This is a genomic window from Neolewinella lacunae, assembly GCF_014349155.1.
In the GTDB taxonomy this organism is placed as follows: domain Bacteria; phylum Bacteroidota; class Bacteroidia; order Chitinophagales; family Saprospiraceae; genus Neolewinella; species Neolewinella lacunae.
This window is the reverse complement of record NZ_JACSIT010000154.1, coordinates 1-12,008: the sequence shown is the minus strand read 5'-3', so window position 1 is coordinate 12,008 and position 12,008 is coordinate 1. Positions and strand designations below refer to the sequence as shown.

At 58.5% G+C, this 12,008-nt stretch carries 9 protein-coding genes; 4 read left to right on the top strand and 5 right to left on the bottom strand.

Annotated elements, in window-relative coordinates:
• Window positions 1-49 precede the first annotated feature (49 nt).
• The gene (locus H9S92_RS21110; RefSeq protein ID WP_187468696.1) at window positions 50-1,915 is read left to right on the top strand and encodes an AAA family ATPase; all 1,866 of its coding nucleotides are present in this window, start codon (window positions 50-52) and stop codon (window positions 1,913-1,915) included.
• A gap of 84 nt (window positions 1,916-1,999) precedes the next feature.
• On the opposite strand, the gene H9S92_RS21105 is transcribed toward H9S92_RS21110, so the two are convergent.
• Together H9S92_RS21105 and H9S92_RS21100 are read right to left on the bottom strand one after the other, a co-directional pair.
• Entirely contained in the window at window positions 2,000-2,974 is a 975-nt protein-coding gene (locus tag H9S92_RS21105; protein ID WP_187468695.1) for a tocopherol cyclase family protein, read from the bottom strand.
• A gap of 89 nt (window positions 2,975-3,063) precedes the next feature.
• Complete coding sequence (locus H9S92_RS21100; protein ID WP_187468694.1) at window positions 3,064-3,669, bottom strand: superoxide dismutase; 606 nt, start codon at window positions 3,667-3,669, stop codon at window positions 3,064-3,066.
• Window positions 3,670-3,850: 181 nt separating this feature from the next.
• On the opposite strand from H9S92_RS21100, the gene H9S92_RS21095 reads away from it, so the two are divergent.
• Together H9S92_RS21095 and H9S92_RS21090 are read left to right on the top strand one after the other, a co-directional pair.
• Complete coding sequence (locus H9S92_RS21095; protein WP_187468693.1) at window positions 3,851-6,283, top strand: DUF3536 domain-containing protein; 2,433 nt, start codon at window positions 3,851-3,853, stop codon at window positions 6,281-6,283.
• The gene (locus H9S92_RS21090) at window positions 6,283-7,302 is read left to right on the top strand and encodes a glycosyltransferase (protein WP_187468692.1); all 1,020 of its coding nucleotides are present in this window, start codon (window positions 6,283-6,285) and stop codon (window positions 7,300-7,302) included. Before H9S92_RS21095 ends, H9S92_RS21090 begins: the two co-directional genes overlap by 1 nt.
• Here H9S92_RS21090 and H9S92_RS21085 read toward each other — a convergent pair.
• Both H9S92_RS21085 and H9S92_RS21080 read right to left on the bottom strand, forming a co-directional pair.
• Window positions 7,299-8,273 (bottom strand): polyprenyl synthetase family protein, encoded by a 975-nt coding sequence (locus H9S92_RS21085; protein WP_187468691.1) that lies wholly within the window; start codon window positions 8,271-8,273, stop codon window positions 7,299-7,301. The two genes, H9S92_RS21090 and H9S92_RS21085, sit on opposite strands and share 4 nt — an antisense overlap.
• Before the next feature lie 87 nt (window positions 8,274-8,360).
• The gene (locus tag H9S92_RS21080) at window positions 8,361-9,260 is read right to left on the bottom strand and encodes an SdiA-regulated domain-containing protein (protein WP_187468690.1); all 900 of its coding nucleotides are present in this window, start codon (window positions 9,258-9,260) and stop codon (window positions 8,361-8,363) included.
• Window positions 9,261-9,428: 168 nt separating this feature from the next.
• Between H9S92_RS21080 and pdeM the strand changes: the two genes are divergently transcribed.
• The gene (pdeM, locus tag H9S92_RS21075; protein ID WP_187468689.1) at window positions 9,429-10,076 is read left to right on the top strand and encodes a ligase-associated DNA damage response endonuclease PdeM; all 648 of its coding nucleotides are present in this window, start codon (window positions 9,429-9,431) and stop codon (window positions 10,074-10,076) included.
• Between the two features lie 203 nt (window positions 10,077-10,279).
• On the opposite strand, the gene H9S92_RS21070 is transcribed toward pdeM, so the two are convergent.
• Entirely contained in the window at window positions 10,280-11,920 is a 1,641-nt protein-coding gene (locus H9S92_RS21070; RefSeq protein ID WP_187464761.1) for an IS1182 family transposase, read from the bottom strand.
• Between the last annotated feature and the right edge of the window lie 88 nt (window positions 11,921-12,008).

The following is a 12,008-nucleotide window of genomic DNA, read 5'->3' as shown; positions in this document are numbered from 1 at the left end:
TGTATCCCCCTAGCCGACCCACACCCACCCTACTCCCAGCCATCGCCCAATGATCGACATCGATAGCGCCGCCATCCAGCAGAAAATGCAGAAGCTGGAACGTTGCAAAAAATACCTGAAACGGGAATTCATCGGCATTGATGACATCATCGATAGTTTGCTCGATTACATCCAGGTCTGGTACCTCCTGCCGGAACTCCTCCAGCGCCCCGTCATCGTCAACCTCTGGGGAATGACCGGCGTCGGGAAAACGGACCTCATCCGCAAGCTGGTCAAATTCCTCGATTTTCAGGACCGCTTCACCGAAATTGAACTGAGCAATACCGACCAGTCGAGCTGGTCCAACACCGTCGCCCAGATACTGAACAACATTGGCCTGAACGACGAAAAGCCGGCCATTCTCCTCTTCGACGAAATCCAACGCTTTAATACCCTCGACGCCGAAGGGACGCCCTTGCCCCAGACCAAGTTCACCGACTTCTGGGAGTTGCTCTCCGACGGCCGCCTGAGCCGCAAGCGCCGCGAAGACCTGGACCGCTTCCTGCTCAACTTCTTCGCCAGCAAACGCGACAAGGAGAAGGCCAAAGCCCGCGGCGAAGAGATCATCGAATACCACAGCCTCAACACCTGGGATGCGATGCAACTGCAAGGACAGTTGGGCCTGGATATGAGCATGGCCGACCTGGCCGAGATCAGCGAAGAGCAGATGATGAAGTTCATCCTCAAGGCCAAAAAGGAAAAGAAGATCTACGAACCCGTCAACCACTCCAAAAGCCTCATCATCATTTCCGGGAACCTCGACGAGGCCTTCAGCATGGCTACCGAAACGAGCGAAGCGGATATTGATGCCGACATCTACCACGCCTTCACCAAGAAGATCACGCTGGTAGACATCAAAAATGCCCTGGCCCGCAAGTTCCGCCCCGAGCAAGTGGCCCGCTTCGGCAACATCCACCTGATCTACAACGCCCTGCGCAAGCAAGACTTCGAACGACTGATCCAACAGGAACTCAAGCGCATCGTCCGGCGCATCAAAACGAAGGTCGGGGTTTCCCTGAGCATCAGTCCGGAAGTCAATAAGTTGATCTACCGCAACGGTGTTTTTCCCGTGCAGGGCGTCCGGCCGGTGTTCAGTTCCATTGTCGACATCGTCGAATCCAACCTTAGTAAGTTCCTCTTCGACGCCATCATGCTGGGGGCCAGGGAAATGAAGCTGGGCTACGACCCCGTCGCCCGCGTCCTCCGGGCCACTTACGGCGGCAAGACGGTGGAGGTGCCCTACGTGGGGCGCATCGACAAAATCCGCCAGTCCAACCAGGCCGATGCAGTGGCCAACATCTCCGTCCACGAGAGTGGCCATGCGGTAGTTTACATGGTTTTAACGCAGATGGTGCCCCTGCAACTAAAGAGCAAGGTGGCCAGCAGTTACGCCGGGGGCTTCACCTTTCCGCACCAGATTCACGTCACCAAATCGACGCTGCTCGATAAGATTAAGGTCTACCTGGCCGGCGGCCTGGCCGAAGAGCTCGTCTTTGGCCGCGAGCACGCCAGCGTGGGCCGCAGCCACGACCGCGAGCAGGCCACCGGCCTGGCCATTGAGTTCGTCCGCAAGTTCGGCTTCGACGAAGACTTCCAGGCGGTCTATAACCTGGAACACAGCCCCCTACGCATGGACCTGACCGTCACCGATACCACCATCGAAAAGCTCATGAGCCGCCTGGTGGCCGAAACGAAAGAGATCCTCATCCAGCATCTGCCCTTGCTGCGGGAGCTCAGTGCAGTCCTCAGCCGCGCCGGCAGCCTGGAAGGGGCGGAAATGCAACGGATCGCCCGGCGCTTTGGCCTCCAACCCGCCCTGCGCGAAGAGGGCTACCTGGATATTTTTGGCTACGACGGGAAACTGTCCGAGGGGTAGTTCATAGTTCATAGTTCACTAGTTACCAGCAAACTACTAAACTACTGAACTACTGAACTACTAAACTACTAAACTACTAAACTACTAAACTAACCCCCCTTCCGCATTCTCCGACACTTCCAGCCCGGCCCAACTGGCGGTTCCGGAATAGTGGAGTTGATCGTTGAGGTAGAGGCTTACGTCCAGTTCGGCGCGGAGGCTTTCGTTGATCTTTCCGTTCATGGCTCCGCTGATGGGGCTGAGCAGGTCGCCGCCCGGAGCGGGATGGCCGGTGATGATGAGGCGTTGGCCGGGGGCGGAGAACACGAGTTGCACTTCCTTGCTCTTCAAAAACGTCGTTTGCACCTGCGACCGCGCCCAGGTGGTGAACAGGTAGAGCTGTCCTTCGAGGAGAAAAGTGGCCAGAAAACCGGTGAACGATGCGCCGAACCAGGGGATTTTGGCGACGCTGGCCATCAGGCTGGCGGGGCCCGTAGTGCCGGAAAGGTGGTTGCTTTGGCACCAGATCCAGGCGGCCGGAAAGCCGCTGCCCCAGTCTTTTTCCGTGTAGCCCGTGCCGCCCGCTGCGGAATACTTTTGCCCGCCGACGCTGATCGTGCCCCGCAGGCCGTGGTGAAGACTGACCAGCCCGTGGTAGCACTGCATGCGCGGGACGAACCCGTACCAACCCATTACGCCCGGGGCCAGGGGCCGCTTCGGCCAGCCAATGACGTCGGTGAATGCGAGATCCAACTGCAAATCCGGCAAAGCAATGCGCAGGCGATCGGTAGCGAAGGCGTGTGGACCGAGTTCGAGCGCAAAATGGTCGGCGGCGGGCCGGAAATCGGCGGTAGGGTAGCGGTGGTAGGCCGAGGTGGCGGCCACTCCGTCGAGAACCTGCAGGAAGGCGTGGCCCTCTCCCTCCGCATCGTAACTGATGCCGGGGATGAAGGCGTAGGCCAGGTTGTGCTCGGGAACTACAATCTTGAAATACCAGCCTTCGAAGTAGCGCCGTTGCCGCCCCCAGCCCTGGAAGCGGGGCGGATCAAAAGTAGCGCGGCGGCGTGCGAGAAAGGACATAAGCGGGAAGGAAGCGACGGATGAAAATGAAAACGCGCACGCGGAAGACGATCCACGTGCGCGTTGTGCTTTGGTGCTTTCCGGGGCGATTACTTCGCGGCGGCGTAGCGGCGGGCCACTTCGTCCCAGTTCACTACGGAGAAAAAGGCCTGGACGTAGTCGGGGCGGCGGTTCTGGTAGTTGAGGTAGTAGGCGTGCTCCCAGACGTCGAGGCCCAGGATAGGGGTACCTTTGGTGTCGGCAACGTCCATCAGGGGGTTATCCTGGTTGGGGGTAGAAGTGACGTGGAGCTTGCCGTCTCCACCGACGATGAGCCAGGCCCAGCCGGAGCCGAAGCGGGTAGCGGCGGCTTTGGAAAATTCTTCCTTAAAGGCATCGTAGCTGCCGAAGGCGGAGTCGATGGCCGTGGCCAGCTCGCCGCTGGGTTTGCCGCCGCCGTTGGGGCCCATGACGGTCCAGAACAGGTTGTGGTTGTAGTAGCCGCCGCCGTTGTTGCGGACAGCTGCACCAGCTTTGCTGACGTTAGAGAGAATGGACTCAATCTTTTTGCCGGCCAGTTCCGTGCCTTCAATGGCATTGTTCAGATTGGTCGTGTAGCCATTGTGGTGCTTCGTGTGGTGGATCTCCATCGTACGGGCGTCGATATGGGGCTCGAGGGCGTCGTAGGCGTAGGGGAGTTTGGGGAGTTCGAACATTTTTGCTGTGTTTTTTTAGTTAGGGGGCCTGGGATTGGCTCCAGCGTTCGCTTTACTAACAGCGGGAGGGGCGGCAGGTTGGCTCGGGGCCGCTATTTTCTTGGTGCAACAGCTGCTACGGACCGGAATATTGAAGATTAATTGCAACGGTCCATTCGGTGGCTTGCATATCTTCGCCCTTATGGCAGGACAAGCGAAAAAATTTATCTGTATCCACGGACACTTTTACCAGCCTCCCCGCGAAAATGCCTGGTTGGAAACCATTGAAGTCCAGGATTCCGCCGCCCCATACCACGATTGGAACGAGCGGATCAACGAAGAGTGTTACGCGCCCAACGCTACCGCCCGGGTGCTCAACAATGCGCAGCACATCACCACGATCCGCAACAACTACGAGCGGATGTCGTGGAACTTCGGTCCTACGCTCCTTTCCTGGCTGGAGGTGCACGACCCGGCCACGTACGCCCGCCTGCTGAAGGCCGATCGGGAAAGCTGCGCGCGCTTCGGCGGGCACGGCAATGCCTTGGCCCAGTCCTACAACCACATCATCATGCCCCTGGCCAATGCGCGCGACCAGCGCACGCAAATTCGCTGGGGGATTGCCGATTTTGAGGCTCGCTTTGGCCGAACCCCCGAGGGTATGTGGCTGGCGGAAACGGCGGTGGATACCGCTTGCCTGGAAGCCCTGGTGGACGCCGGAATCAAGTTCACCGTCCTGGCCCCCCGGCAATGTCAGGCCGTCCGCTTCCAGGCCGACCCCCAGTGGCACGACGTGCACGGCGGGGTGGATTCCCGGCGGGCCTACCGCTGCCCACTGCCCAGTGGCCGGACCATTGACCTGTTCTTTTACGACGGCGACGTCTCCAAGGCCGTAGCCTTCGAAGGCCTGCTCAACGACGGCCGTCTGCTGGCCAACCGCCTGATCAATAGCCTCGACCGCAACGACGCCATCCAACTCGCCAACATCGCCACCGACGGCGAAAGCTACGGCCACCACCACCGCAAGGGGGAAATGGCCCTGGCCGCCTGCCTGGATTATCTGGAAGAACACCCAGACTACCGGATTACCAACTACGGGCAGTTTCTGGAACTACACCCCCCGGAGTGGGAGGCCCGCATTTTTGAGAACAGCTCCTGGTCCTGCGTCCACGGCGTCGAACGCTGGCGCAGCGACTGCGGCTGCCACACGGGCGGCCAACCGGGCTGGCACCAGCGCTGGCGTGCCCCCCTGCGGGCGGCCCTGGATGAAGTGCGCGAGCGCCTGGCCACCGTCTTTACCAACTTCGGCACAAACCTCTTCAAAGACCCCTGGGCCGCCCGCGATGCCTACATCGAACTGGTGCTGGATCGGTCTCCGGACAATGTCCGGGCTTTTTTAAACCGCCACAGCCGCCTGCCCAACCCCGGCAAGGAAGATTGTACCACGATGCTCCGCCTGCTGGAGATGCAGCGCCACGCCATGCTGATGTACACCAGCTGCGCCTGGTTCTTCAATGAAGTCACTGGCATCGAAACCCTTCAGGTGCTCCAGTACGCCAACCGTGCCCTCCACCTCTGCGAAGTGGTGTCTGGCCAGGACTACCACCCCGATTTTCTGGACCGCCTGGGAAAAATTGAGAGCAACAGCGTAGAAAGCGCCGCCGTAGCCTACCGCAAGGAGGTCATGACCGCCCGGGTGGGCCTCCGCCGGGTGGGCATGCACTTTGCCGCCGCCAGCCTGTTTGAGAAAAATATGGCCGAACTGGAGCTGTTCAACTACCGCGCCGAAATCCATACCCTGCGCCAGCTCCGTGCCGGCTCCTACCGCCTGGCCATGGGCCATATTTCGGTGCACTCCAACATCACCCAGAGTGGTACCGATTTCAGCTTTGCCGTGCTCTACCTCGGCCAGCAAACCCTGATCGGGAGCATCCGCGACGACATCAACCTGGAGGACTTTGCTGCGGTAACCCCTGACCTGGAGCGGGAGTTCCGCGGCGGCCACGTGGGGGAGGTCATCGCCATGATGAACGCCAACTTCGGCTCGGAAACCTTCTCCATCTGGCACCTTTTCCGGGACGAAAAGCAGCGCATTCTGCTGTTTATGACCAACCGGACGATGGAAATTGCCGCCAAAAACTTCAGCGACGTCTACTACGACAACTACCAGCTGATGTCGACCATGCGCGCCAACGGAATGCCCCTGCCCGATGCCTACCAGGCGGCCATCAACTTCACGATGCACCGCCGCCTGGAGGAGTTGCTCGAAACAGAAGGTGCCCTCGACCACGCCCGCCTGGAACGCATCGTGGCCGACTCCCACCACTGGAAACACCGCTGGCGGGAGCCCGCCGACCTCGAAAAGGCCGCCGAAAACCGCATCTACCACCTCATCACCGAAGCATTCGCCCTGCCCAAGCGCTGGGAAGATGCCCTGGCCCTGACCAAGGCCCTCAAGCAACTCAAGATCCATCCCAACTACTACCGCGCCCAGAACGCTTTTCTGGAGGGTTGGACGGAGGCCTACGCCGCCAGTCTCCCCCGCGAACGCTACATTGTTGGTCTGGCCCTTGCCCGCGAACTCCGCCTGGCCCTCGGCTTCGTAGGCCAGCCCACCGAACTAAGTGTAGCCTGATGCGCATCGCCCTGCTCGCCCCCCTGCGCTACCCCATCCGGGAGCCCTTCCACGGCGGGCTGGAGATGCACACCCACCTGCTGGCCCGCGAACTGAGCGCCCGCGGACACTCCGTCACGCTCTTTGCCCACCCCGACTCTGACCCCCGCTTCCGCATCGTTCCACAGGCCATCCCAGGTAAGGGAGCCCTGGCCACCTTACGCGCCACCTACGCCGCCGTGCGCTCCATGGGCCGGGGTGATTTTGACGTGATCCACAACAACAGCATTCACTTTTTACCGCCGTTGCTGGTCCGGCACCTGCCCGCCCCGCTGGTCACCACCCTGCATACGCCGCCCTACCGATCGTTCCAGCTGACGGGTTGGCTGGCCCGCGCCAGTGCCCGCTGCCGCTACGTGGCCATCAGCCATTTTGTGGCCCGGCAGTGGGCGCCCTACGTCGGGGAGAGTACCGTGGTGCACAACGGTCTGGCCCTGGAAGACTGGCCATATTCTGCCGCAGGGTCGCCCCGGACGGCGGTCTGGTACGGCCGGTTTACCCCCGAAAAAGGGGCGGAGTACGCCATCGCTGCGGCGCGGGCGGCGGGCTACCGGCTGACCTTGGCCGGGCCGGTGTACGACCCGGACTATTTTTCCCGCGCCATTGCCCCGCAACTGGGCGGCGACATTCACTACGCCGGACACCTCACCCAGGCGGAGCTGGCCGCGCTGGTCGGGCAGGCGGCCGTGGGACTGGTGACGCCCGTCTGGGACGAACCTTTCGGCCTGGCCTACGCCGAGATGTTGGCCTGCGGTACGCCCGTGGCGGGTTTCGCGAGCGGGGCGGCAGCCGAAATCATTACACCCGCCACGGGCATTTTGGTCGCCAAACGCGATACGGCGGCGCTGACGCAGGTGCTGGGGGAAGTCGAAAGGAGCAAAGACCGTCAGACCTGCCGGGCCCACGTGGAAAAGGAATTTCAGGTGGAGACCATGCTGACGGGCTACCTGGCCGTCTACGCCGCAGCCTGCGCAGGCTAATACTTCCGCTCAACGACGTAGTTGACCAGGGCTTCCAGACTCTCGCGGGCGGGGGAGGAAGGCAGCTGGTGCAGGAGGGCAAAGGCCTCGTCGCGGTAACGGTACATGGCCGCTTCGGCGTAGGCAATACCCGCGCTGGCGTGGACGAAACGGATAACCTCCGCTACCTTCTCCGGCTTATCACTGTACTTCTTGATCAGGCGGATGATGTGGCTGCGCTCGCCCGCCGGTGCCTGGTTGAGGGCGTGGATGAGCGGCAGGGTCATTTTCTTCTCCTTGATGTCGATGCCCAGGGGTTTACCGACGTTGTCGGTGCCAAAGTCGAACAGGTCGTCGCGGATCTGAAAGGCGATGCCGATTTTCTCCCCAAAGTCGTGCATCAGGCGCAGGGTGGTCTCGTCCTGGGTGACCGATGCCGCCCCCGCTTCGCAGGCTGCCGCAATGAGGCTGGCCGTTTTTTGACGGATGACTTCAAAGTAGATCGCCTCGTCGATGTCCAGTCGCCGGGCTTTCTCGATCTGGAGCAACTCTCCTTCGCTCAGGGCCTGCACCGCCGTGGAGGTAATCTCCAGGATGCGGTACTGCTTATGCTTGAGCGCAATGAGCAAACCCTTGGCCAAAAAATAATCGCCCACCAAAACGGCAATCTTGTTCTTCCAAAGGGCATTGATCGAGAAAAACCCCCGGCGCTCGTAGGATTCGTCGACCACGTCGTCGTGCACCAGGCTGGCCGTGTGCAGGATTTCGATCAGGGAGGCAGCTACGTAGCTTTCGTCGGTAAAACCGCCACAGGCCTTTGCCGACAGGAAGACAAACATGGGCCGGACTTGCTTTCCTTTGCGCCGGACGATGTAGTAGGTGATGCGGTCCATCAAGGCCACCGGCGAACGCAGGGTATCCCGGAATCGCTTCTCGAAATCGTCCAACTCTTGGGCGATCGGTTGTTTGATCCGGTCCAGGGTACGGCCCATATAAAGACGGGGGAGGATGATGCGCCCCAAAGGTAATTGAAGACGGGGTATTTTCAGTAGAAATTGAAAACATCCCGGAAGCGCTTTCTACCTGGCCCGGTAAGGAATACGGTAAAAACGGGCGGGGCTGTCCTTGCGGCGTTCGGTGGAGATGTAGAGCTCCCCTTCGGCGTCGAAAGCAAGTCCTTCGGGTTGGGGGAGAAGGTCGCTGTTTAACTTGTGGAGGTAGCTAATTTGTCCGTTGCTCTCCAGCACCATCAATACCTTGCCAACGGAGGAAGTAATGAAGAGTTGGCCGGTGAAGGGGTGAACCGCGATGGCTGAAGGTGCCAGGTCGTATTCAGCGCGGGACATGAAAAAGGAGCACAGTTGGGCATGGCCGGCGGTTTGATCGCATTTGCTCAGGAAATTCTGGACGGCCTGCTGCTCAATGGCGAAGGCGGGTTGGCTGCCCAGGGTCTTGGTGGCCAGGTCAAATGCGAAGATGTAACGGCCATTCTTACTCTCCCCGTTCTCGGTAGAGTAGTTTTTACAGGCGAGCAGAAGCCGGTTCTTCGCGCGGTCGTACGCCAGCCCTTCCACGTCGTTGTCTTCCGTCAGGAGGGTATTGTATTTCTCGACGTGCTGTTCGGGTTGGCCCGCGTTGCTGATCTGGTAAAGGGTGCCGGTGCTTTTCACGACCCAGATGTCGTTGCCCACCGCTTCGACGTCTTCGTAGTCGCCATCTTTCCAGAAGGTGGTGGCCCAGAGTACTTCGCCGGTTTTGCTGGATACGCGGTAGACCTTGCCAAGTTCGTCTTGCACCATCAGGAGGGTGTTTTTCTGGTTCGGGTCTACGGACAGGCCGGAGACCTCATTCAGCTCGGCGGGCAGGTCACTGATGAGTAAAAGACCGTCCAGATCGTAAGCAAAGGAAGGAGACTGGGCGGAAAGAAAAGCATTGCTTTGTGCAAAAAGCAAAGGGATAAACAGCAGGAATCGGAACATTAAATTGGTTTTTCGTTCAACAAACGTGAGCCGGCGGGGGATATTTTAGCCGCCACCCTCCACTTAGGTATAGGTCGCCCTCCGGTGTGGAAGGGAAGTTGCGCAAATCCCGCCCCCCAAGATCGCATTTATCTGCCAAACCTTACTCCTCCTCCCTACCTTCGCCGCATGGAAGAAGTGGAGGTCTTTGGGCAGCGCCTTCAGCTGCATCCCGCGCGTGGTGCCTATTGGCCAGCCGAGCGTGCCTTGTTGCTGGCTGACCTGCACCTGGGCAAGAGCGCCCACTTTCGCCGGGCGGGCATTGCCGTCCCCCCCGCCATTTCCGGGGCCAATTTTCGTCGCCTGACTATGCTGTTGGAAGATTGCCTGCCGGAGCGCGTCCTGTTTTTGGGGGATCTCTTTCACAGCAGCTACAACCACGTCTGGCCGCTCTTTTGCCGCTTTTTAGAGCAGTTCCCCGGCGTGCAGTTTGAGCTCATCCCGGGGAACCACGATATCCTGCCGCCTTCCGCCTACGCCGAATCCCGCCTGGTGTTGCAGCCGGAGGTACTGTGCATCGGACCGTTGGCCCTGAGCCACCATCCGCTGCCGGAGGAGGAACGGCCCGCTGGCAAGTATAACCTTTGCGGGCACGTTCACCCCTGCGTCCGCCTGCTCGATGCGGCGGGCAACGGCCTGAAACTCCCCGCCTTTTACTTCGGAGCGGAGCAGGGTATCCTCCCCGCTTTCGGCGAATTTACCGGGTGCGCGGAGGTAAAAGTCCGGGCGGGCGATCAGGTATTCGTCCTGGCCGAGGGGCAGGTGATCCGGATGTAGTTCCTGACTTACCTTGCTCCTTTATCCTGACTGGGGCCGTCTAAAAAGTCAGCCCCAAAGCTGTGGGGTGCGCCACGGTGGCTGTGCTGGTTGCGTTCTGACACATTTAAGAAAAAATATGTGTTCCTTTTTTGGGCCTCCCCACATGCTGGGTGGGCCTTCAGGGAGTTAAAAATGCCGTCTAGACGGATTTTTGGGCCGTTTTAGGTCATTTGGGCCCTTTGTACGACCGGAGTAAGCAGACTACGCCCTTGCTCAATCGATAATTTATGTAATCGACGAAGATTTGTGGCTATCGAAAGGAGGCCCATCTCAATGTTAACCCCCGTAAGTCCCTTTAGTGTAAACCGACGTCTTCCCAGATTGGCCTTCAAGTTGCCAAAGAAGCCCTCGACTTCTGCGTTACGGCGCAGGCACTTTGCTCTACCCTCTTTCGTGCTCAGACGAGCTCGGGCTTGCTGGCGATAGCTTTGACCTTTGTGGCTAATGGTTACCACTCGGTTGCCGTCTTGTTTATGACACATCCCGCGCAAGGGGCAGCCTATGCAATTGACGGCTTTGTACTTACTTGTTTCACGGATATACCCACTTGCTGTTTTCTCCTCTCCCTCTCCACAATACGTCATATGCTGACCCATGGGGCATATCAGCACATTTTGCTCTTCGTTATAGTATAACTGGCTTGGCGCAAATGGCGCTTTAAGTACTCCTTGCTCTTCCTTGTAATAGCCCGGGTATTTGAGGTAGGCTTCTATCTCCTTGCCCTCACAATAGCGATAGGCCTCTTCGTTGCCATACCCCGCATCGGCTGTAATGGCCTTGGGCAAGTTCAATCCGATTTGGCTTAAGATCGATTCGGTGTCTTCAAGATGAGGAATGAGGCAGGCCGCATCAGAAGGCGTCTGGTGCATTGTCCAGTTTACAACAAAGTGGTTTTCCGTTCCCACTTGAGCATTGTAGCCGGGTTTTAGCTCCCCGTTGCCCAAGTGGTCGTCTTTGGGCCTCATGAACGTAGCACCATGATCCGTTTTAGAGTAAGACGACCGATCTCCCAGTAATTCTTGCTGGCGCTCATATTCCTGGAGTTTGGGCAAGGACTTGCTCTCCAGGTTTTTCAGTTTTGTCTTTGCCTTTTTGACCTCTTTGGCTTCCTCCTTGGTGCTGGGGGACTGACTTTCTAAGGCTTTGTTGAGTCGATCAATCGTTTCTTGGACTGCTGCACTGTCGCTGAGTTTGTCCCCTTGATCATCCCCATCGGCAGCTTGCTCATCCTCTTTATCCGCTTTTTCACATAAAGCGTCAATCTGAGAAACGATCATCCCTATCTGGTCTAGCACCGACTTCTTGTAACGCTCAACGTTTGACTTCCAAACGAAGGTGTACCGGCCAGCTACTGACTCCAGTATAGTGCCATCTAAAAAGTAATCATCCAGCTTGACATAGCCTTGTTCATGTAAAGTCAACAAAACGTGGGCAAACACTTCCTTTACCCGGCCACCCATGCGGTGCTTGCGAAAGTTATTGATCGTATTGTGATCGGGAGTGGACATCCCACTTAGCCACATGTAGCACACGTTCTCATAGCAAGCCTTCTCAATCGAACGAGATGAGTACACCCGATCAGAATAGGCATAAACCAACACCTTAAGCAGCATCCGAGGAGAGTACGCGCTACTGCCACCTCCTAAATAGGTGCTTAGGATCGAATCAATGTTCATCCCATCTATAATCTGGCTGATCAGCCGCGCCTTATGATGAGGCGGTACCATGTCGGCAAGATGTGGAGGGAATAGCAAGCCTTGGTTCTGGAGGTCAGGCTTGAAAACTGCTCTTTTTGTGCTCATCGGCTACGGGGATGGGAACAGCCTCAAAATACTACTTTTTCGTATTTTGTACCAGAATGCCCCCCTAGTAGACTTTTTAGACGGCCCC